Raw genomic sequence first — 22,659 nt, forward strand, 5'->3', positions numbered from 1 at the left:
CCGAGCGCCTATTACAGTGTGGCCTTGGACACAGCCTCCCGATATTGCAGGTGCGATCGCAATGCGGCGTCGACTACCGATATTGCGTTGTCGTTGACCTGATGAGTACGCAGCGCGATGCCGATCTTGCGGGCCGGCGGATCTTCGAGCTCGAGAACACGAACTTCGCCAGGCAATTCGGGACGGCCCAGACGGGGCACCAGTGCGAGCCCGAGACCCGCGGCTACGAACGGGACATGCAGCGCGAAGTCGGAAATTTCTGCGGTGATTCGTGGCCGATGACCATGCAGGGCGAACATGTGGATGAGCCATGAATGACAAATCGTGCCCGCGCCGGTGGACACCCAACTGTATGTCGCGAGGTCTTCGAGTCCAGGCGACTGGGCAAGTGAATGGTCTCGGTGGCAAATTACGTCGGCAACGTCGTCGACCAGATCGTCGACCAGATCGTCGGCAGTATTGTCGGCAGTATCGTCGGCAAGGGGACTCACTGTGATCGCCGGATACACCGGCACCTGCTGCCCTTGCCAATGATGTGTGACCGCAATGTCTACCATCCCGGCTGACAGGGCGCGATACGCCTCGCCTGGGTCCATCTCGGCGAGTGAACAGGTGAGCTGCGGGTGTTGATCCTGAACTTCGGCTATCGCCGTCAGCGCACCGTGCCGGATGGCGGTCGTAAATGCGGCGACACGCACATGGCCCACAACTTGCGTCTCGCGACCGGACGAAACACCGAGAATGGCCTCCAACCGAGTCACCACCGGGCCCGCCTCGTCGAGGAGCGCATGAGCCTCGGGCGTCAGAGTCACTCTCCGCCCCGTGGGCGTCAACAAAGACCGACCCGTCGCCTTTTCGAGTCGCTTGAGCTGCTGACTGACCGCGGAGGGACTCAGTCGCAAAACTGCGGCTGCAGCTGTGACGGTCCCATGTTCCTTGACCGACTGGAGCGCGCGAAGCGTGGCTAGTTCATCCATGAAGCAATCCTTCACGAAATAGTCCTCGAATATGCGATGGACATGGACAGTGCTCACACCGGAAACTAATCGAAGTCCACGACCGAGCACAGACACGACCGAGCACAGAGGAGAGAACATGCTGCCCATCGCGTCCGTAGTCGGGATCGGGCTCATCGCGCTGGGAATGGTGCTGACCCCCGGCCCGAACATGGTCTACCTCGCGTCGCGCTCCATCTCACAAGGCAGGCGCGCGGGATTGGTCTCGCTGGGCGGCGTCGCTCTGGGATTTGTCTTCTACCTGGGTGCATCCGCTGCAGGACTGTCCGCGCTGTTCGCGGCGGTCCCGGCCGCATATACGACCGTCAAACTCGTCGGCGCCGTCTACCTGGCATATCTCGCGTGGAACATGCTGCGACCAGGCGGGCGCTCACCGTTCGAGGCACGAGAACTCGACGCTCACTCCCCTTTCCGGTTGTTCGCCATGGGATTGGTGACAAACATCTTGAATCCCAAGATCGCGCTGATGTATGCGGCACTCGTCCCTCAGTTCGTGCACCCCGAAAACGGACCGGTGCTAGGTCAATTCCTTCAGTTGGGACTAGTTCAAATCACCGTTGCTGTGGCGATCAACGGAGCGATAGTTCTCGCTGCGTCATCGGTCTCCGAGTACCTTCGTCATCATCCTCGGGTCATGGCAGCCCAGCGCCTCGTCACCGGGGCACTTCTGAGTGCGTTTGCCGTCAAAGTTGCCGCAACGTGACTCTGCGCTGTGGCAACTCACTTGAATTTCCAACAAAGTGCCCGTGGGGGTGGCGAGCGGGGGCTTTGAGGGACCATCATCGATAGGTGAGTTTCGTCGGATTTTCCACGCGACGTGCACAGGTGGATCGATGTAGTCCATGACCGATGTCGACCCCTTCGCGACGCAATTCGACGCGACAGGTTCGGTCGCGGCGGAATTGTCTGCGTCCGGGTTCGAGGACGCTACCGAGATCGGCCGTGGAGGTTTTGGCGTCGTCTACCGCTGTCGGCAGCCGTCGCTCGACCGGACCGTGGCAGTAAAGGTTCTCACCACCGACCTCGACGAGGAGAACCGCGCACGGTTCTTTCGAGAGCAGCGCGCAGCAGGCCGACTGACCGGACATCCCAACATCGTGAATGTTTTTCAAACCAGCGTCACCGGTAGCGGACGGCCCTTCATCGTCATGCCGTACTACGCCCAAGATTCCCTCGACACCCTGATCCGACGGCACGGACCGCTCCCACTAGGTGAAGCACTGCGCCTCGGTGTGAGGATTGCCGGCGCCTTGGAGTCCGCGCACCGACTCGGCATCCTGCATCGAGATGTCAAGCCCGGAAACATCCTGCTCACCGATTACGGTGAACCGGCGCTGTCCGACTTCGGCATCGCTCATTTTGCCGGTGGATTCGAAACTGGCACAGGCATTGTCACGGGTTCACCGGCCTTCATTGCGCCCGAAATCGTGACCGGCGGGCCGCCGAGTTCCGCAGCGGATGTCTATGGTCTCGGCTCTACGTTATTCGCCACACTGACCGGACACGCTGCTTTCGAACGTCGCAGTGGTGAACGACTGGTCGCCCAGTTCCTGCGAGTTACGTCGGAGCCTGTTCCGAACCCACGCGAGTTCGGCATCCCGGACGACGTCGGCGCTCTCATCGAAAGAGCCATGTCCGCCAACCCGGGAACCCGCCCGTCGTCACACGAGCTAGGACAACAACTCCGCGAAGCACAACGCCGCCACGGTCTGCCTGTCGATGAAATGTCCTTGTACTCCGAACCTGCACGCACGCAATCCGTCCCATCGCCCACAGCACAGGGTCATCCGCAAAACGAGTACCCCGAAGAAAGTATTCCTCCGCCAACGGATCGCACCGGGGGACTCCCGCTCGAGCTGACCAGTTTTGTCGACCGCCGTACCGAACTCGCCACGGCCAAGAACCTACTGACGACCGCGCGACTGGTGACATTGACCGGAATCGGTGGTGTGGGAAAGACTCGACTCGCATTTCGGATCGCCGCCAAGACACAACACAGTTTTGCCGACGGCGTCCGGCTGGTGGAGTTGGCGGAGCTGCAGGAGCAATCGCTGCTCCCAGGTGTTGTGGCACGCACCCTGGGGATACAAGACCGGTCTGCGAAGCCCGTCCGGGAGATGGTTGCCGAGTTCCTTGCTCAACGAGAACTTTTGCTGGTACTCGACAATTGCGAACAGGTAGTTACTGCAGCGGCGCAGCTATCCGAATTCCTGCTACGCGCCTGCCCAGACCTGAGGATTCTGGCGACGAGCCGCGAACCACTCGGAGTCGGAGGAGAGTCGGTCCTCCTTGTCCCCCCACTACCGGTCCCCGATCCTGACAACCTACCGAAGGGCGCACCGAGTAACGATGCCGTGCGACTGTTCGTCGATCGCGCCTCCGGAGTTGTGCCGGGCTTCGAACTCGCGCAGGACAACAAAGTCGCCATCGCGTCGATCTGTAGGCAACTGGACGGGCTCCCGCTACCGATCGAGTTGGCAGCGGCGCGATTGCGGGCGATGTCGCCCACACAAATCCTGCAGCGACTTTCCGAGCGATACGCCTTGTTGACCAGTGGAAGCAGGGACGCACCGTCAAGGCAACAGACATTGCGAATGTGCATCGACTGGAGTTACGACCTGTGCACTCCGATGGAGCAAGCAGTGTGGGCGCAACTGTCGGTGTTCTCCGGTGGATTCGAACTCAAAGCCGCAGAACAGATTTGCGACGGCGAGCTGACACCGACGGACGTGCTCGACGCCGTGACGTTTCTGGTCGACAAGTCGATACTGATCCGTGAAATGTCGGGCAACACCGTGCGTTTCCGGATGCTGGAGACAATCCGTGACTACGGGCGACAGAAGGCACAAGAAGCGGGAGAGCATGAGTACACGGAACTTCGTCGCCGACACCGGGATTGGTTCGAAGCTCTCGCGCTCGCAGCAGATACCGACTGGATCAGTCCTCGGCAGATCGAGTTGATCACCACTATCGCTCGGGAAAAGTCCAATCTGCGGGAGGCTTTGGAGTTCTGTGTGTCCGACAGTCCTGAAATCGGCACTCGGATCACAACGGCCCTGTTTTCCTATTGGCTCGCTCGTGGCGCAATCACCGAAGGCCGTCAATGGTTACGGAGATTCAGCGAATATCGAATGGGCCCGCCAACCATCGAGCGTGCCAGGGCAATTCATGCCGGAAGCCTCTTGTCTGCGGTCCAGGGAGATATTCAAACATCAGAAGCACTCGTCAAGGAGGGGCGAGTCCTCGCCGGCCAGTCGACCGACCCGCTGATCAACGCCTATCTCCAGCATGCAGAGGGCTATCTTGCCTTGTTCAACGAGGATCTTGCCGAGTCGTGTATCCACCTCGAAAAGGCTGCTCAATTGTTCACCGAACAGAAGAACCTGCCCTTCCAGGTAACTGCCATGTTGACACTCGGAATGGTGCTCGAACTGATGGATGACACCGACCGGGCAATCGAATACAACGAACGCGCACTTGCCATTACCGAGGAACACGGCGAAACGGTGTATCGGTCGTACGTCCTGTGGACGCTGGCTGTTGCGGCCTGGAAGCACGGCGATGGCGATCGGGCATCTCGACTGCTGAAGCAGGCATTGCGATTGGGCCGCAACCTCAATGACCGGTTGAACGCCAGCGTGTGCCTGCAAGCATTGTCGTGGGTCGCGATCGACAGCAAGGATGCTCGACGCGCAGCCATGTTGATGGGCGCCGCTGAGAAAGCGAGCGGGTCTGTCGGAGGTTCGTCTGTTGTCGTGCCGAGCATGGCCGTCTTCCAAGACGATTGTGAACGCAAAGTCAGACTCGCGCTGGGCGAGCGAGCCTTCACCAATGCGCGTAGCAAAGGCGCCGACCTTCGGTTCCGCGACGCTGTCGACTACGCACTGGGCGAGGAACGCACCAGCCCACGAAGTTCCACTAACGGCCCGTCGAGCAGGCCGACAAAACGCGAACTCGAAGTCGCCGCGTTGGTGGCTGACGGTCTCACCAACAAGGAGATCGCAGCCCGCTTGGTGATCTCGCCGCGCACCGCGCAGGGCCACGTCGAGCATCTACTGGTGAAGCTCGGCTTCACCTCGCGCACACAAGTTGCCGCATGGTTTGCGGAATCGAAAGGCGATAGCCCAGAACCGAAGTAGATGCCGTGCAGTCAAATTCCCTAAGTGGAGAGGACGGCAGCTAGAGCCTTCAGCTGTTCGCGGCGGTAGTTACGCGCCGGGGTCGATCGGGCTTCGATCTGATCGAAGCCGTGGTAGGCACCTGGTACCTCGAACAGTGTGCACGGAACGCCGGCGTCGATGAGCCGCTTGGCGTAGTTGAAGTCTTCGTCGTAGAACAAGTCGTGTGTTCCGACGCCGATCCACGTCGGCGGGAGTCCCGTGAGATCTTCGTACCGTGCGGGCGCGGCCAACGGCGGCACATCCGTGATCGACGATCCGAGATACGCGCTCCATCCGTAGCGGTTACTGCGGGGACTCCACACCCTGAATCGGCTCTCGTCGAAGTCTGTTCGTTTGGTTGTCCGGTCATCGAGCATGGGATACGACAACAACTGGAATGCGGGCAGCACCTCACCGCGTTCTTTGGCCAGCAGAGTCAGAGCAGCGGCCAAGCCCCCACCGGCGCTCTCCCCCACGACAGCGATTCGGCTCGCGTCGACGTCAGGTTGATCCGCCAACCACCGCAGTGCGCGGTAGCAGTCCTCCAAGGGGGCAGGATACGGATGATGCGGTGCGAGCCGGTACTCCACCGACGCTGCAACAGCACCCAATTGCGCGGCGATGTTCCGGCACATTCCATCCCCCATCGCTGCGCTGCCGATGAGATATCCACCGCCATGGATGAAGAGCACACCTGGCCTGGGGATTTCGGGCGCGGCGGGTCGGAATACCCGGACTGAAACACTCGCGTCGCAGCGGACAACTTCCCCACCTTTTGGCGGCACCAGGGCTCCTAATCCGGTGAGTCGACGGAGGAGTCCCGCAGTCTGCCGAGTGATCACGGTGCGCGGCAGGAATCGCGCGAGCTTCAATGCGGGGTCGAAATCCGTCGCTACCGGATCTGAAGTCATGGCATATTCGCTTTCCGTCGACGCATAGAGCGAAACTATCGCACCACGCGAATAAATAGGTCGTAACCCACATCTGTATCCGGAACTCGCCACAGAAACGCGATCCATCGGTTTGACGGGCACCACTTTCATGCAATCAAAGGTTGCGCACTCGGTAGTGGAATCGCCGGATTCCGCACTATTAGATTGACGGAGTTCGTCGACCGAATCGACTTGGACTGTCCCGCAGCGACCTTCGATCGCAAGTTTCACTCACCGAGAAGAGAAGAAACATGACTGCCGATAGCATTGCCTACAGTATTCACCACGCCAACTTCCCGATCCGCGACAAGAAGACCACGGAGGAGTGGTACGGCCAGGTTTTCGGCCTCACCCGGGTCGACCCCCAGGGCCCAGCTAACGCAGATCTGCTGATGCTCACCAACGGTCGGTTCGATCTGCACTTTCACGTCGTCGATTCGGATGATCGGACCAACATCGGAATCACTCACTTTGCTGTCGAGGTGAGTGACTGGGACGAGTTCCATACCCATCTGAACGGTCTGGACGTGCAGTACATCGACGACGACCGGATTCGCGTACACAATCGCTCGAAGACCGGCAGCCTGATCGATCCTGACGGCCACCGCGTGGAGTTCACGTGGCATCCCGAACGGCACTGGTAGCCAACGTCTTGGCGAACCTGAGCACATCGGCGAGGAACATTAAACTCATCAGCAGCGATAAAAAGGATGCATCATCATGACCAGACCGGTTATTCGTGTCGGTTTCGGCGACTACGACCACACTAGAGATCTCTGGAATGGACGCGTTACCGTTCCCGAATGCGAATTAGACTGCACGCCACTCGATAATCCCGGAGAAGTATTCCGTCGGTTCAGCGGCGATGGCGAGTGGGATGCAGCCGAGTTGCCATTGTCAACCGTCACCGCGATGATTGGACAGGGCGACAACTCGCTGGTGGTGTTGCCTGTGTTCCCCGCACGCTCGTTCCGGCATGGCACAATCTACGTACACAAGGATGGACCGCAGAGTCCGGAAGACTTGACCGGGAAGCGGATTGGCGTTCCGACCTGGTCGCAGTCTACGGGCATTGTGGTGCGAGGCATGCTGGCATCCGAGTACGATGTCGACCTGAGGTCCATCAGCTGGATTCAACCCGGGACAGGCACATCGGAACTCAAAAAGACTACCGCGCTGAATATTCCGGGATTCGACGTAACACGCGTCGACGGCACCACCTTGGACGAACTCCTCCTCAGTCGCGAGGTCGATGCTGTAATCAGCACGCGCCCACCGGCAGGTCTCGATCGCAAAGACTCCGAGGTAAAGCGCTTGTTCGGAAAATGGACGTTCGAGGAGATGGCATACAGCCGCAAGACAGGCCAATACCCGATCATGCACGTACTCGCCCTTCGTCGCGAGGTCTACGAGGCTCACCCGGATGCCTACGTCGGATTGGTGAAGGCATTCACCAAGGCCAAAGACCGGGCTGTCAAACGCGCGACGAATACTACTGTGCCGAGTTACCCTCTCCCCTGGGCGCCATCAAACATGTTGCGGACCAAAGAGTTTCTTGGTGACGACTTCTGGCCATACGGCATCGAGGCAAATCTTCCAACCATCGAGAAGTTTCTCCAAGACTGTGAGCAGCAGTCCGTCACACCCGGAAAGATGAGCGTCGAAGACCTGTTTGCAGGCGAAGCCGCGCACTCCCGCTGAAGCGGCAATCCTGGCGTCCTTCAAATCCCGAGTTAGCCTCAGAGAGGACCATTGATGTTCCGAAGTACACGGATGTTCCGAAGTACACGACTGTTCCGAAGTACACGACTACTGGCTGTGGGAGCGGCGTGTTCCGTTGCGCTTGTTCTGACGGCGTGTGGCGGTGGCGCCGCAGGCTCCGAGTCCTCGTCCATTTCCGGACCGGCGGGTGATCCCGTCTCCGGCGGCACCCTGCGCACCGTACTGTTGAGTGAACCACGCAACCTCGATCCCGCGATCCTTCAGAACAAGCTGCAAGGTCAAGGAACACTAGGTAATTCACTGTACGGAACGCTCATGTACGGCGACGAGCAAACCGACGAGATCATCTACTCGATGGCCGAGAACCTCTCGAGCGATGACGGCGGTAAGACATTCGTCCTCGAGCTTCGAGACGGTCTCGAGTTTTCCGATGGGTCGTCGTTGAACGCGGATGCGGTGAAGTACAACTGGGATCGACTCAAGGACAAGTCGCTCGGCTCCAACTCGACTCCCGACGCTGCACTGGTCGCATCGTCCGAGGTCTTGAGTGCAGCGACCCTGAAAATAACGCTGACACAGGCGATTCCCTCATACGCCCATCAGATCTCACAGACGGCGATGAACTGGATCGCGTCGCCGGAGGCGTTGGCGCGGGGATCGCAGGCTTTTGACGCCGATCCGATCGGAGCTGGTCCGTTCACCTTGGAGAGCTGGACTCGTGCAGGCAAGATCGAACTGGTCAAGAATCCGAAGTACTGGGACGCTCCTCGGCCGTATCTCGAGAGAATCACTCTCTCCTCCTCGGCAGATGAAGAGCAGCGGTTGAATTCGGTAGTGAGCGGTGGAGCCGACGTTGTACAGGCCGCGAACTGGTCCGTCGTGGAGAAGGCGACAACCGCCGGGTTCCAGGTTCAGACGATGCCGATGGCCGGCGGAACATTCCTCGCCTTGAACACGACAAGGGCACCGTTCGACGACGTTCGCAAACGCCAAGCCGTCAGCGCAGCGATAGATCTGGACGCACTGGGGCTCGCTATCGACAAGGGCGCAGGCGTCGGCGCCGAGACTCTGTTCCCGGAAGGCAGTCAGTTCTACACCGACACTCCGCTACACACCTACGACAAAACCAAGGCGCAGGACCTTTTTGATCAGTTTGCCGCCGAAGGTGCTGCGTTGACGTTCACCTTCACCGCGTTCCCGGGCAAGGAACTTGTTGCCCAGGCAGTTCAGGCACAGCTCAGTCAGTACGACAACGTGAAGATTGCCGTGAATCGCGTCGACTGGGCCGAGTCGGGAAGGGTTTACGGGCAAAAGGACTTCGACATGATGGTGGCGGCGTCGAACTTCATCGACCCGGAACCTGCGTTGTTCCGCTCCTTCCACAGCACATCGCCACGGAGCGCAACGGGCATCAAAGACGATCAACTCGATGCGGCACTCGTCGCAGGGCGCGTCGGCGAGTCTGTTGCGGACCGTAAGGACGCGTATGAGACTGCGTCAGAACGTCTTGCCGAGACGTCGCCGGCCATCTTCTACCAGCGCACCTCGGAGACCACGATCGCATCCGACAAGGTCGGTGGAATCACGATGTACGGAGAAGGTTCCCTGCTGACGGCGGGACTCTGGCTCGCTGACTGATCAGTCGCTGCCGCAGCACGCTCGACTGGACATTCCAGCCGAGCGTCTTGCGTTGGCACAAACGGGGTGGGCCCCCTGTGTACGACGAGCGCTCTTGTTCAACTGACAACGGAGATTTGTCTCGACAGCTTGTTGCTTGCGGCTGATATGGCCGATACCAGTTCGTCAAGTCGTTGCGACGGCACGCGACGACGCATGGTGACGACACTCAACGCTGCGACGACCGAACCGTCGTCGCCGAAAACCGGGGCGGCAACGCCGATGACATCAGGATCGACTTCGGCAACAGACACACTGAAGGAATTGGTCCGAATCTCGGACAGTCGGTTCATCAGAGACTCGATATCGACGAGCGTGCTCTCGGTAAAACACTGGAGAGGTTCTCCGGCAAGTAGGTCACGGGCCTGGGTCTCATGAAGCCAGGCCAACAGAACCAATGCAGAGGCCCCGGCATTGATCGGGAGGCGAGTACCTCGTTCATAACTGAGCCGAATCAGTTGGCTCGACCCTTCACAGCGCTCGATGCAGATAACTGCATTGTCGACCAGCCGGGTCAGAAGAACCGTTTCACCGAGCTCATCGGCCAACGCACGCATGACAGGTAGTGCGATCTCTGTGAGGCTGAAACTACGCCGGGCCAGGCGGGCAAGCTCCATCACCCGGATGCCGAGCCGGAATCCACCACCAGGTGCCTCCTCGAGAAAAGACGTGGATACCAACGTCTGCAAGTATCGGTATGCAGTCGACCGCGCACAGTCGAGTGCGTCGGCCACGTCGCCTGCACTGATGTGGAGTCGATTGTCGGAGAACATGCCCAGGATGGTCAGCGTGCGGTCTGCGGTGGAGTTGCGTTCGCGATAGCCACCGGGGAATGTAGTCACAGTCACCACCATCCCGAATAACGGACGTGCGTTCTCATGCTCGCTCCTTTCCTGATGCGTCCGGCCGCACCCGAATTTTCGGGCGCGGCCGGATTCGCGGTGTGTGGTCAGGACTACTGCTGCGCAACTACCGAATTACGCACGGTACCAACGCCATCGATCTCGACGCTGACGCTGTCGCCGGGATGCAGGAACAGCTGAGGATCGCGCCGGTACCCGACTCCGCCTGGAGTTCCGGTCAAGATGATGTCGCCGGGTTCGAGAGCGGTGAAGGTCGAAATGGTCGAGATCAGGCTGGCGATGGAGAAGATCAGGTAGGAAAGATCTGATTCCTGCACCTTCTCTCCGTTGACGATGGTGCGTATGCCAGCCGCGGTGATGTCGACCTCGTCGGGCGTCACGACAGTGGGGCCGACCGGAGTGCTTGCGTCCCAAGCCTTGCCCTGAATCCACTGGTGAGTCTTGTACTGAAAGTCACGCATCGTGATGTCATTCGCCGCCGAGTATCCGAGAATATGGTCGAGAGCGTTCTCTTCGGAGATTCGTCGTCCCGATCGCCCGATGATGACGGCAAGTTCGCCTTCGTAGTCGACCTGCTCGGACTCCGGCGGCACCGCGATGTCGTCGTATGCACCGAGCAAGCTCGAGGCGTACTTGGCGAACATCACCGGATAGGTCGGGAGATCCCGCTTGGTCTCGGTGACGTGATCCCGGTAGTTCAAGCCGACGCACAGAATCTTGGTGGGATTCGGCACAACCGGGAGCAGCGTGACGTCCTTGATCGCAACGGTGTCCGCGGGGCGACGCGTTGCGGCGGCGAGGACGTCGATCGATGTAGAAACCCCGATCTCCGTGAGCCCGGCAAGGGGGACCAGCTGATCGCCGTCAACCTCGCCGACACCGCGCAATCCGTTGAATTCATATGTTGCGTATGACATCTCAGTTTCCTTCGCTAGTCTTGCGCCACGTTGCGAGTTGGCCGCCCCACAGGTTCACCGAGGTCGGGATCGGCTTCCAGCGCCGCGGAACATAGGTAACGCGGTCATCGTGGAACTTTTCCATTTCGGCAGAAAGTTCGATGTGATTGCCGGCGGGGTCGTCGAAGAAGACAAACAAGTTGTTGCCGGGGCCGTGGCGGCCCGGTCCCCAACTCACGTCGACACCAAGATCGGTGAGCCGATCGCACCAGGCTTTGAAGTCCTCCCACTCCGCGAGGTCGTACGAATAGTGGTCGATGTCGCCGGCCTTCCCGATCTCGACGACAGCCAAGGTGTGATGGTCACGATCACTCCGAAGCCACGCGAACTTACCGTCCTCGAGCTGATCGGAAATACGGAACCCGACGGTATCGACGAAGAACGCCGCCATCGCTGCGACGTCAACAGTGCCAACCGTAGTGTGCTGGAACTTGATCGGACGACGACCCGTGTCAGCGGCATTCTCACCCTGCCGCTCCACTGGCCCGTGGAAATGCACGATGTTGCCGTCGGGATCGGGGACGGAGATTCCGTCCGGAGCGCCGAGCGCATAGTCGATGAAAGACGGATCGAGTTCGGTAACGTCATGTCCCGCAGCGGTCAGACGCTTCCGGATTCCTTCGATTCCGTCTGCGTCACGCACCTCGAAGCCGTAGTAAGCCAGACTCTTTTCGCCTTCGATCAAGTCAAGGACGTGGTGACCGGTACCCCATCCCAGGCGCAGCCCACCGTTCTCGAGTTCTCCTTGAACTACGAGACCCAGAACGCGGCCGTAGAAGGACGCTGCCAGGGACACATCGGGAACATAGAATCCGATGTGCGAGACGGCAGTAGAGGTGAGGGTACCTGCAGCGTCGCGTTCTTGCAGGACAACACGATTCGGTCGTTCCATGGTTAAGCCTTTCATAGTGGTATGGAGTGGGATGCCTGGAATCGGAGCGTCCAGGTGCGCAATACATCGGCGACCTGAGCTGTGTCGTGGGGATACCACGCGGCGGCAACAAAGTGATCTGGACGCAAGAGAACGAATCGCCCTCGATAACAATCGAATTCGCGATTCAGCCCGCCGTCCACGTCGATCAGCACTCGCTGCGAGAGCCGGGGCAGGACTTCGTCGACAGGCACGCACGCGGCGGTCGAATCGAAGAGGGTTGCCACATCCGATGCGTCAGCCCACTCGCCGGCGTCGACAACATCGACACCGATCAGCGCCCAACCGTCGCCGAGGAAGTGATCCAACAGATCGATACGCTTCTCGATCGTGTCGAAGGCCCTCGGTTGTCCCACGGGTACACCGACATTCGGACCAGGAATCACCAGTCCGTCGGTAAACTGCTGGACGGGACGGTACCGCATTTCCTCGAAGAAGGTCCGCCCTGCCGGTGTAGCCAGGGCAGCCCCGACCAGTTCGTCACGTCGGCGAGCTAGCCCGGAAGAGGTTGTCATGACGACTCTGCCGAGCCTCTCGGACGCGCGCACGGTTGCGGCCGCATGCGGACTGCGCTCGCTCTGGTAGCTGTGCAGGGACTCTTCACGAAGTCGCCCGTCGAGTACATCGGCGATTTTCCACGACAAGTTCGCCGCGTCCCGGATTCCGGAGTTCAAGCCCTGGCCGGCAAACGGCGGCATCATATGGGCGGCATCGCCAAGCAGGAAACATCGGCCAATCTGCCAGTCGTCCGCGACGACGGCGTTGAAGCGGTAATTGACCGCTCGCTCAACCTGTTCGGGAGTGATGTCGCGGTACCTGCGCAGCAACTGTTCGATCAGTTCGAACGAGGGCGTGTCCGTCGGCTCACCCTCTCCGGGGAACAACCGGAATTCGTAACGGCAACGGCCATCGAGTCCGGGGACGATCACGTGTGGGCGTTCCGGATCGCCATGGTGCATCCCGAAGCGTTCAGTGTGGAAGTCACCGAGTGTGTCGACCACGAGCCACACGTCGGCGTAACTCCGCCCACTCATGGTGACTCCGAACAGCTCACGAATCGTCGAGCGACCACCGTCGCAACCGAATGCGTACCGAGCTACTACAGAACCACCCGTCGTGGAGATCGTGACAGAATCCTGATCCTGTTCCACGCCAGTTACTTCGGTGCCGAAGTGTACGTCGACGCGCGGATGCTCACGAAGCGCGGAGAGCAACATACGTTCCAGATCCGGTTGGGCAAACGGATTCTTGAACGGGTATCCAAGTCGGTAGGGGACAGCAGCACGCGCGTGAAACAACGGCTTGTTGTCACTGCCAAAATACTGGGTTCCGGTTCCTGGCACCATGATTCGCATTACAGCTTCGGCGATGCCCGCCTGTTGGTAGACCCTCAACGCCTCGTCGTCGATGCTGATCGCCTTCGGCTCGTCGCTGGTCGTCATGCGCTGTTCGAGCACAACCACGTCGAGGCCGCGGGCCGCGAGTAGCGCTGCAGCGGTCATTCCGACCGGACCTGCGCCGCAGATCGCCACGTCGTACCGGCGACCTCGAAATATCGAGTTCACGAGTTCCTCCTCTGGGATCGCCACCAGAAGTGGCGTACAGAAACGGTAACTCGCCGTCCAGTCGTTCAGGAATAGATTCCTGCGACGTAGGACGCACTCTAAGGTTTACCCCCAAAGGAGAACCTCTACCACGAAGTCCGGCTACGGTTCCGGCTCAATTGCCAATAGCTGCTGCGCAATTGAGCCGGAGCCCACACGCCACCGCGTCGACCTCCCACCGACCTAGGCTCGGCGACGACCCCTCCCACGTCCACCTTCTGGATCCATCTCGGACTTCCATTCCCGGAACCCCTCCTCGGTACGTCCCCGGCGCCAGTATCCGGAGATCGAGACCTGATCCCGCTGCAACCCACGTTCACTCAACAGGTAAGGGCGCAGGCCGTGCATGATTGATTCGGCCTCTCCGTGCGCAAATACCTGGACGCGCCCCGGCAGCCAAGCGAGGTCACGCACAGCGTCCACCAACGCATTGTGTCCACCATCCACATCGCGGTGGACATAGACGATCTCAGCGCCGGATGGTGCTACGACCTTCAACGGCGGCTCATGCGCGGCCGAGTCCACCTCGACCACAACCCGGGCCACAGCGTCCGGCGCGGCGTCGGAGAGGGCGGAGATTGCGGCACTGATCGCGGGCACTGCCGACTCGTCGCCCACCAACAGGTGCCAATCGGCAGTCGGGTCCGGAGCATATCGTCCGCCGGGACCATTGACCATCAATGTGTCACCGGATTGAGCTGCAGCCGCCCACGGTCCAGCGACACCCTCATCTCCGTGCAGCACGAAGTCGATTGCCAACGTCCCCGCCTCGATATCCGGGTAAATCGCTGTGTATGTACGCACCACAGGCAGGTCCTCTGGCGCCATAGTTCCGCGCAAAGCGCGGACGTCGAGAGGCTCGGGGTACACAACACCGGGTTTGGGGAAGACCAGCTTGACGTAGCGGTCGGTGGACACACTGCCGACAAACGCCGAGAGGTCGTCGCTGCGGAACCACACGCGCCGCAGCGACGGAGTGATGTGTTCGCTACTGGTCACAGTCAAATAGGTAGTCAAGACGTCTCCTTGATCGGACGGATTCAGGATGAATAACGATATACTTATATCTATATCACGATATATCGATGAAAAGTCTGTGAGATCACTCCGGGGACGGCGTATTCGATCCTCAACGAACTGGTTGACTCGGGTAGGACGCCCCCGCATCCGAAGACTCCGCCCGCGTAGGCCAACCGAATGCAGCCACAGCTCCGACCACACTCGACAAAGCCACCGCCGCGCCCACAAACAGAGTCCACCGTGGTCCGAATGTCTCGCCGATCCATCCGATGATCGGCGCACCGATCGGCGCACCTCCCATCGACACCATCACGTACAGCGCGGTCACACGTCCACGAAACTCCGGATGGACCTTGAGTTGGATGTTGGCCTGAGCTGCGGTGATCATGGTCATGGCACTGAGTCCGATCAGCGGTGTCCAGATCGCAAAGGTCAGATACGTCGGCATCAATCCACCGACTGCCAACGCGCCACCGAACGCCAGTGCCGCGAACATCACCAGACGGCCGGAGATCGTGGATCGCCTCGCCGCGGCCAAAGCACCCACGAATGACCCGACCGCCATCGCCGAAGTCAACAGACCGAACTCCCCGGCGCTCTTGCCGAACTCCTGAGTCGACATCAAAGCCGTGGTCAGCTGGAAGTTGATTCCGAACGCACCCACGAAGAAAACGATCACGAACACGAACAGAAGGTCGGGTCGACCACGCAGGTAGCGCACTGCTTCGAGCAACATCCCCTTGCGGCGCTCCTGCGGCTTAGGCGACGAGAGCAGGTCGGGGTCAATCGATTGAAGTGCGTAGATCACTGCGATGTAACTCAATGCATTGAGGAGGATCACCCACCCCGCTGCCTCGGAGCCGGAACCGAACGCGGCGATCAAGACACCGGCAAATGCGGGGCCGACAACCCGCGCGGTATTGAACGATACGGAGTTCAACCCCACCGCATTGGTGAGATCCTCGGGTCCGACCAGTTCCGGCACAAACGACTGTCGCGCAGGAGCATCCAGAGCTGCTCCGATTCCGAAGACAAAGGCAATAGCGTAGACGTGCCATGGCTGAGCGGCACCCGTGACCGCCAGGATGCCCAATATGAGCGCAGGGACCGCCATCATTACCTGCGTCACCTGCATCAGCCGACGCTTCGGATAGCGATCTGCCAATAGACCGGCGAGGGGTGAGATCAGCAGGACCGGCAGAAACTGCAAGCTCGTCGTGATACCGACTGCGGTCCCACTGTTGTCTGTCAACTGGAGAACCAGCCAGTCCTGGCCGATGCGTTGCATCCAGGTGCCCACGTTGGACACGACTGCACCGGCTGCGTATCTGCGGTAGTTGGGGATTGAAAGTGAGCGAAAGGTTTGGAGCACTATTGCGCCTATCTTGTCGGGGTCTGAGGCAGGAGATCCACTGCGGTGGACGGAAAACGAAGCACGCAAGCTACTTTCAACCGGCGTTACCGAGAGAGCATCTCCAGACCCCAGCATTGAGACCGTATCGACGGCGCCGCGGCGGCGTCAATGACACCGACTTCAACCTAAGTGTGCAAGGCACGGTGGCCAGAACTGCGGCCACATCTGCTAGACGGAGACCATCACCCATGACGATGCGATAAGTCGAAGGTCTCCAATTCCCTTGTTCACTTGCAGATTTCACAAACCGACTTCAGCTTCGGTGCCCTACATCAAGTGCTTCGGATGAACGGAGGAGGGCATCAGCTGCAACATCGACATTCGGAACGCCATTTCCCGGCGATTGTCGACAAGTTCGGAATAGAGGTCGTCAAGCGCAGCTGAACCCATGTTGTGAGGCCCGACGATTCGGTAGCAAGCCTGATTGAAGCTGCCGAACCAGAGTTGGATGAACAGCTTCGGATTGAGAATCATCTTCCGCATCGGAACCATGCAGCCGATCTCACGCGCGAGTGCGTCGAGGTACAGAACCTGCGACGGTATGGCCTCGGTGTGTCGCGGACTCAAGGCGGTCCAGTGCTCTTCCCACTCCTTCTCCCGTCCGATGACTTCGTCGAGATTGCGAGGGAGTTTCAGCTTGCCGCTGAGCACACGCGCAAAGTATCGGGCCTGCATCTCCGCACAGATGGGAATGCCGCCCGAGAAGGGGCGAACAAAGCCGATGAATGCTGCGCTCCCCTGGTGTTCCGGATGGAGGAAATGCTTGTAGAGGTTGCGGACGTTTCCTTCCTTGACCTGGAGTTCGCCGATGGAGAGTTCCTCGTTGTTGAAGCCCGTGCAGAGCACGATGGTGTCGAATTCGCCTTCCTTCGAGTCCTTGAAGACGACTCTGTTGCCGTCGGACTTCTCGATTCCCGCGTCGTTCAACACGACTCGGCCATCGACAATGCTCGGGATGAAGCTGACGTTCTTGCAGAAGATGGTTCGCTGTGTCCAGCTTCCATCGGGGTGTGATCGGCGATTCCAGGTCTTGATCAGGTTCCAGTTCTCGTCGTTGTGGAGGGTTCCGATGTCGAACTTCGGGGGATAGACCGCCTCCCCCATCGGGTTGAGTGCGGGCTGGGCGGCGCGCATTCCCGGAATCAGCCTGTCTCGAAGCACGCGCAAAGCGCCCATGGCCGTCGTGACAACTCCGAGAACCACGGATACGGCGAGAAAAAGTGCCTTCGCCAGGGAACTGCGTCCCCAAACGGTGTCGAGTGGGAACGGGTAGTCGGTTGCCCGCCTGAGCATCTCGTGGTGGTGCGATCTCACGGTGCCGTGATCAGTTGTCCTGGTGCTGTTGAACACTCGCGGCAGGAGATAGTTGTACGACCGGATCGACAGGGTGCAGGCATCCGCCACGTCGCCGATTTCACGGACGATATCGGCGCCCGATTCCGCCATTCCGACGATCAGGACGCGTTTGCCGCGAAAGCGTTCGTTGTTGCGGTACTCCGAGGAATGGACGATTTCTCCGGAGAAGTTCGCGAGCTCAGCGATGTTCCGGTTGGGCGTCTTGAACGGTCCGGAGCAGATGGCAACTGCGTCGAACTCTTCCGCCACCTGAACACCGTCGCGTCGGACCGACACGGTCCACGTATCGGATTTCCGTTCGACGTTCGTCACTTCGCTACCGAACCGGATGTGGTTGCGGAGATGGTAGAGATCGGCGTATTCCTCGAGGTACTCGAAGTATTGCCGGCGAGTGTAGAACACCCGCTCCCCCGAGAACGGGTGATCCGAGTAGGCCATCAGCTTTATCGAGATGGTCAGGTGAAGGTTGTCGTAAGCCTTCATCTGATCGCCGTCGCCTTCGTGGCGAAGCCAGATACCTCCGACGTCCACATTCTTATCGAAGCAGACCACCTCATGCCCCTCGTCGAGAAGCTGTTTGATGGTTGTCAGCCCGCACGGGCCTGCTCCAACGACACAAACCTTCATTCATTGCCTCCGAGATTCCCGAGTAAGAAACCGAACTGACTCGATCGCATCGCGACCACCTGGGCCGGACCCAAAAGATGTGAGGATCATGTGCGTTCTGTAACGGCCTGACCTTCCAGCCCCGACACGCACAAAATTAGGTTAGGCTAACGATGGTAAAAAGACGAATTGGTGGATGGAGCCGATCTCCACCTCGCCGTTGATGCAGGCCTGCAACAGTTTTCATCAAAAGCGAGCAAACACGGTTCCCGAGATTTAGGTTAGCCTAGGCTAGAGTTTGTCGAATTGGGATAGTTAGAGGATATCGATGAGGCCACAATAGTAAAGAGCCATTTCTAAAGACTTGAATCTTTCTTTGGATTCAGATGTCGTCTTCGGATTGTGGATCGAGCTCATGTCGTCGCGTTCGCACAGTGAGTCCGTCCCGGGCGGGTGCGCGCCACTGTATTCAATTTTTTGCAACAAGAGTTACACCTGACTCGAGAGGGATCGAAATGAGCAGTCGTATCGACGAGGTCGACGTCGTCGTAGTGGGCGGTGGCCCCGGGGGGTCCAGCGCTGCAACGTTGTTGGCCAAGGGTGGTCACCGAGTTGTGCAGCTGGAAATGGAGCAGTTCCCGCGCTATCAGATCGGCGAATCGCTTCTACCCGCCACCGTCCACGGTGTGTGCCGACTGCTCGGGGTGGAGAAGGAAATGGAGGAAGCAGGATTCATGCGCAAGCGTGGCGGCAGCTTCCGCTGGGGCAAGAATCCCGTGCCGTGGAACTTCTTGTTTGCAATCACTCCCGAATTTGCCGGTCCCACGTCATACGCCTACCAGGTCGAACGGATGAAGTTCGATCACATTCTGTTGAAGCACGCTTCGAACTGCGGAGTCGACGTCCGGGAGCAGGCCGCTGTCACCGGACCCATCCTCGACGACAACGGGCGGGTGGTCGGTGTCACGTACACGGATGTGGACGGCGACGTATGCGAGGTGCGCGCGAAGTACGTCGTCGACGCCTCGGGAAACAAGACACGGTTGACGAAGTACGCGGGCACCGAACGTGTCTACTCCGATTTCTTCCAGAACGTAGCACTGTTCGGATATTTCAACGGGGGCAAGCGTTTTCCCGAGCCTGACTCAGGAAATATCCTGTGCGCGGCATTCGACGAAGGATGGATGTGGTACATCCCACTCACCGACGAACTCACCAGCGTGGGTGCGGTGATCGCAAAGGACCACGCAGCGAAAATCCAGGGCGATCAGGAACATGCGTTGGCGAAGTTCGTCAAGCGCTGCGCCATTGTCGACGACATGCTCTCGGACGCGACCCGGGTGACCGAGGGTGTGTACGGACAAATCCGAACCCGCAAGGACTACTCGTACGCCAACACCAAATTCTGGGGAAATGGCATGGTACTCGTCGGTGACGCAGCGTGTTTCATTGATCCGGTCTTTTCCACCGGGGTTCATCTGGCTACCTACTCGGCGGTTCTTGCCGCACGCTCGATCAACAGCGTGTTGTCCGGGGAATTGACCGAGGAGCGCGCTTTCGGTGAGTTCGAGGGACGGTACCGCCGCGAGTATGCCGTGTTCTACGAGTTCCTGTCCTCGTTCTACGACATGGAGCAGTCCGAAGACTCGTACTTCTGGAAAGCGCGCCGCGTCACCAACTTCGACCGCCAGGACATGACGGCCTTCGTGTCTTTGGTGGCGGGCGCGTATTCGCAGGAGGACGTGTTGACCGATGCCGACGCAGTGGTGAAGCGGTTCTCCGCGTCGACCAAGGCATTGACCGATGCGACTGTGAAAACAGGTGGCATGGACACCGCCTCCGGCCAGAGGATGAATCATCTCTTTGCCGCGCCGGTAGTACGAGAAGTGATGGAAGAGATGAATTCGTTGCAAGCGCGTGGCGCAACCGATTCCATTCAGACTCCACCGCCACTGCTCGAGGGCGGGTTGGTCCCTTCACCTGACGGGCTGGCTTGGGCAGAGCCTGCGGTCGCGGCGCGGTGAATATCTGGGCGGCTGCCGATCCCGTACCGCAGATCAGTGAGCATGCACTGCTGATACTACTGACACAAATCGCTGTGCTCATAGGCGTCGCTACAGCATTAGGTAAGGTGGCAAACAGGTTTGGGTTGCCGAGCATCGTCGGTGAGTTGTCAGCGGGAATCGTGTTGGGACCGTCGATCCTGGGAAGCACTGCAACCGCAGTGGAGAATTGGCTGTTTCCGGCGGTTGCCGCGCAACAGAACCTTCTTGATGCAGTGGGGCAGATCGGCATCCTCTTGTTGGTGGGTTTGTCTGCAGCGCAACTTGATACAGCATTCGTTCGCAAGCGTGTCGGGGTGGTTGCGTCGGTCAGCGCCGGGGCCTTTGTAATTCCGTTGGGTGCAGGCATCGCGGCGGGCTTTCTCCTCCCCGACAGCCTGATCGGCGAAGGCACGTCGAAGCTCACCTTTGCGGTGCTGATCGGTACGGCGCTGTCCGCCAGCGCCGTACCGGTGATCGCCAAGACTCTCCTGGAAATGGGACTCCTGCATCGCAATGTAGGGCAGTTGACGCTTGCCTCGGGAACCGTCGTCGATGCTGCGGCCTGGGTGATGCTGTCAGTGGTGTCGGCTATGGCGACCGTCGGCGTGCGCGCAGGCAAGATCGTGTGGACGGTGGCATCGTTGGTGTTGCTTGTCGCGGCCGCACTGCTGTTGCTACGGCCACTCGTGAAAGTCGTCTTGGATCGCGCCGAGAAGCTCTCCGATCAACGGACAACCATCGCGACGGTGGTTATCGTCGTCCTCGGTTGCGCCGCGGCTACGCAAGCGCTGCATCTCGAAGCGATTCTCGGTGCCTTTGTCGCCGGAGTAGTGGTGGGCCAGAATCGAGCGGCGTTGCTAGCCCCGCTGAGGACCGTGGTGATGACGGTATTTGCACCGTTGTTCCTTGCTACCGCAGGTTTACGCGTTGACCTCTCGGTACTCACCGACCCGGCGGTGTTACTGGCCGGAATAGGTGTTCTGGTGGTGGCTACCGCGAGCAAGTTCGCCGGCGCTTATGCGGGTGCGCGGGTCGTTCGCCTACCGCGCTTGGAAGCGGTGGCGTTGGGTGCAGGGTTGAATGCACGTGGCGCAGTGGAGATCGTGATTGCAATGGTGGGTCTTCGTCTGGGTGTCTTCGGCGCCGAGGCCTACGCGGTCATCGTATTCGTGGCGGTAGTGACGTCCGTGATGGCGCCACCAATCCTGCGATGGTCGATGGCGCGAGTCGATCACACCACCGAAGAGGAGCAGCGCGCAGAGCTTCATGAGAAATGGGAAACAACTCCGGGCCGGGAGTGACACATCGGCCGGTCTGACGCCGCCAAGCCCACATCTCACTGTCGGTGCTCACTGCGGAATGCGCCCGCGAGATCGCGCCCACCGGTTACGAAGCCCCAGAATTTGTGTACTCTGCCGAAGTCATCACGAGCGCTCCGCAGATCTATTCCAATGTCGCTACGGTTAATCCCGGCAAGATACCTTTTCCCGGACACGGGCCGAAGTTTGCGGTCGACATCGCGAATTCCCTTGTTCACTTGCAGATTTCACAAGTCGATTCGACCGTCGGGGAAAAGGATCGCTGCCGTTTCGGTCAGAGTCCAGCGCGCATGTTCGGCGCCGAGGTCTCCACTCCCGTAATTTGCCGCTGTTTCACGAGACCCCAATGCAATGATGAAACGGTGGTCGTCGCCGGCGATGCCTGTCGACAGGTGGATCCAGTTTCCGTCGATGCAGCACATCCACCCTTGCTTGACCGCGATTCCGGATTCACCGGAGAGCGCATCCGGGATGCCGAACCGTTGGTAGTAGCCGTCGGCCGCGGTTGAGGTGAAATCCCCGATGTCGCCGAGAACGACTGCAGATTGATCGGCCGACAAGCCCCCTCTCCCGTCGAGCAAGGCGTCGTAGTAGCTCACGATGTCAGACATGGTCGTTTGTGTTTCCCACCATGTCTCGTCCGATCCGATGGACGTTGACGAAAGTGGGTACCGCGCTGTGATGCGGTCGATGATGTTGTTGCTGCCGAAGCGATTCCACAACAGCTCGGCAGCCGAGTCGTCGGAAGAACGCAGCATCTCGTCGATCAGTCCGGCCTCATACTCCGATAGCGTGACTTCACCCTGTTGTTCGCGGAAGAGGATGTCGTCCGCGATGAACAGTTTGGACACCGAAGCGGTATCTATCGGTTCGTCGTTGCCATTGGTAACTCGAACTCCCTCGACCCGGTCGAGGATCACAATCGAAACTTCCGCACCCTGTTCGAGGGCAAACTCCGTCGCCAGTGTCATTCGCGAAGCAAGTGAAGGCTGTGTTCCAACGTCAGGCGTCCGCGTCTGTCCGGCTTGTGACAGCCCT

General features: G+C 59.6%; 17 protein-coding genes. 7 read left to right on the top strand and 10 right to left on the bottom strand.

What is annotated here, in order from left to right:
- Window positions 1-11: 11 nt before the first annotated feature.
- Window positions 12-977: a LysR family transcriptional regulator gene (locus tag CJ178_RS19445; RefSeq protein ID WP_179300781.1), complete on the bottom strand. Its 966-nt coding sequence runs from the start codon at window positions 975-977 to the stop codon at window positions 12-14.
- Between the two features lie 118 nt (window positions 978-1,095).
- Here CJ178_RS19445 and CJ178_RS19450 point away from each other — a divergent pair, with 118 nt between their 5' ends.
- Together CJ178_RS19450 and CJ178_RS19455 are read left to right on the top strand one after the other, a co-directional pair.
- Window positions 1,096-1,719: a LysE family translocator gene (locus CJ178_RS19450; RefSeq protein ID WP_033233756.1), complete on the top strand. Its 624-nt coding sequence runs from the start codon at window positions 1,096-1,098 to the stop codon at window positions 1,717-1,719.
- Between the two features lie 139 nt (window positions 1,720-1,858).
- Window positions 1,859-5,155, top strand: a complete 3,297-nt coding sequence (locus CJ178_RS19455; RefSeq protein WP_095887430.1) for a protein kinase domain-containing protein — start codon at window positions 1,859-1,861, stop codon at window positions 5,153-5,155.
- 20 nt (window positions 5,156-5,175) lie between these two features.
- Here CJ178_RS19455 and CJ178_RS19460 read toward each other — a convergent pair whose 3' ends face one another.
- Window positions 5,176-6,087 (bottom strand): alpha/beta hydrolase, encoded by a 912-nt coding sequence (locus CJ178_RS19460; protein ID WP_095887431.1) that lies wholly within the window; start codon window positions 6,085-6,087, stop codon window positions 5,176-5,178.
- Between the two features lie 272 nt (window positions 6,088-6,359).
- Between CJ178_RS19460 and CJ178_RS19465 the strand changes: the two genes are divergently transcribed.
- The 3 genes from CJ178_RS19465 (at window position 6,360) to CJ178_RS19475 (ending at window position 9,468) form a co-directional block, all read left to right on the top strand.
- Window positions 6,360-6,752, top strand: a complete 393-nt coding sequence (locus CJ178_RS19465) for a VOC family protein (protein ID WP_045065672.1) — start codon at window positions 6,360-6,362, stop codon at window positions 6,750-6,752.
- 76 nt (window positions 6,753-6,828) lie between these two features.
- Entirely contained in the window at window positions 6,829-7,809 is a 981-nt protein-coding gene (locus tag CJ178_RS19470; RefSeq protein ID WP_052683414.1) for a hypothetical protein, read from the top strand.
- Between the two features lie 54 nt (window positions 7,810-7,863).
- Entirely contained in the window at window positions 7,864-9,468 is a 1,605-nt protein-coding gene (locus tag CJ178_RS19475) for an ABC transporter substrate-binding protein (RefSeq protein WP_218833736.1), read from the top strand.
- 98 nt (window positions 9,469-9,566) lie between these two features.
- Here CJ178_RS19475 and CJ178_RS19480 read toward each other — a convergent pair whose 3' ends face one another.
- From CJ178_RS19480 to CJ178_RS19510, 7 genes are all read right to left on the bottom strand, one after another.
- Entirely contained in the window at window positions 9,567-10,349 is a 783-nt protein-coding gene (locus tag CJ178_RS19480; protein ID WP_257013261.1) for an IclR family transcriptional regulator, read from the bottom strand.
- 113 nt (window positions 10,350-10,462) lie between these two features.
- Entirely contained in the window at window positions 10,463-11,287 is an 825-nt protein-coding gene (locus CJ178_RS19485) for a fumarylacetoacetate hydrolase family protein (RefSeq protein ID WP_045065677.1), read from the bottom strand.
- A gap of 1 nt (window position 11,288) precedes the next feature.
- Window positions 11,289-12,218, bottom strand: a complete 930-nt coding sequence (locus CJ178_RS19490; RefSeq protein ID WP_045065680.1) for a VOC family protein — start codon at window positions 12,216-12,218, stop codon at window positions 11,289-11,291.
- An 11-nt stretch (window positions 12,219-12,229) separates the two neighbouring features.
- Window positions 12,230-13,822, bottom strand: a complete 1,593-nt coding sequence (locus tag CJ178_RS19495; RefSeq protein WP_257013262.1) for an FAD-dependent monooxygenase — start codon at window positions 13,820-13,822, stop codon at window positions 12,230-12,232.
- A 222-nt stretch (window positions 13,823-14,044) separates the two neighbouring features.
- A complete protein-coding gene (locus CJ178_RS19500; protein WP_045065683.1) occupies window positions 14,045-14,878 on the bottom strand; it encodes a siderophore-interacting protein in 834 nt (277 codons plus the stop codon).
- 112 nt (window positions 14,879-14,990) lie between these two features.
- Window positions 14,991-16,190 carry an MFS transporter gene (locus tag CJ178_RS19505; protein ID WP_257013263.1) on the bottom strand — a complete coding sequence of 400 codons (1,200 nt, stop codon included), beginning with the start codon at window positions 16,188-16,190 and terminating at the stop codon, window positions 14,991-14,993.
- Window positions 16,191-16,562: 372 nt separating this feature from the next.
- Entirely contained in the window at window positions 16,563-18,278 is a 1,716-nt protein-coding gene (locus CJ178_RS19510) for a flavin-containing monooxygenase (RefSeq protein WP_095887436.1), read from the bottom strand.
- A gap of 494 nt (window positions 18,279-18,772) precedes the next feature.
- On the opposite strand from CJ178_RS19510, the gene CJ178_RS19515 reads away from it, so the two are divergent.
- A complete protein-coding gene (locus CJ178_RS19515; protein WP_045065691.1) occupies window positions 18,773-20,281 on the top strand; it encodes a tryptophan 7-halogenase in 1,509 nt (502 codons plus the stop codon).
- Window positions 20,282-20,355: 74 nt separating this feature from the next.
- Entirely contained in the window at window positions 20,356-21,603 is a 1,248-nt protein-coding gene (locus CJ178_RS19520; RefSeq protein WP_257013380.1) for a cation:proton antiporter, read from the top strand.
- A 245-nt stretch (window positions 21,604-21,848) separates the two neighbouring features.
- Here the strand turns inward: CJ178_RS19520 and CJ178_RS19525 are convergent, their stop codons facing one another.
- A complete protein-coding gene (locus CJ178_RS19525; RefSeq protein WP_052683417.1) occupies window positions 21,849-22,592 on the bottom strand; it encodes a hypothetical protein in 744 nt (247 codons plus the stop codon).
- Window positions 22,593-22,659: the final 67 nt, after the last annotated feature.

It is taken from the genome of Rhodococcus sp. ACPA4, from assembly GCF_002300185.1.
Taxonomy (GTDB): Bacteria; Actinomycetota; Actinomycetes; order Mycobacteriales; family Mycobacteriaceae; genus Rhodococcus_F; species Rhodococcus_F globerula.